1 protein-coding gene is annotated in these 288 nt (G+C 69.8%); it reads left to right on the top strand.

Annotated features, from left to right (window positions below; all coding sequences use genetic code 11):
* Positions 1-4: 4 nt before the first annotated feature.
* Positions 5-288: transposase (locus R2S09_RS40420; RefSeq protein WP_316746299.1), on the top strand; the 284-nt coding region annotated here is incomplete at its 3' end.

The following is a 288-nucleotide window of genomic DNA, read 5'->3' as shown; positions in this document are numbered from 1 at the left end:
GCCTCTGACCGCGCGGGTCGCGCGGGCGAGCAATCCAGGTGGCACGACGGCGATATGGGTGCGGGACCGGCTGGAGGGGCTGTGGCGCGACGAGGACTTCGCGGACTGGTACCCCAGGGACGGGCGTCCGGGGCTCTCGCCCGCTCAGCTGGCCACTGTCTGTGTGCTGCAGTTCCTGCTCGGCCTGTCGGACCGGCAGGCCGCCGAGGCGGTCCGCTGCCGCATCGACTTCAAATATGCGATGGCCATGGAGCTGGACGATCCCGGATTCCACCACAGTGTGCTGGC

Origin of the sequence: Streptomyces sp. MK7, from assembly GCF_032658145.1 — a bacterium.
Taxonomy (GTDB): domain Bacteria; phylum Actinomycetota; class Actinomycetes; order Streptomycetales; family Streptomycetaceae; genus Streptomyces; species Streptomyces spiralis.
The sequence above is the reverse complement of the archived record's forward strand: the minus strand, read 5'-3'. Positions and strand labels throughout refer to the sequence as shown.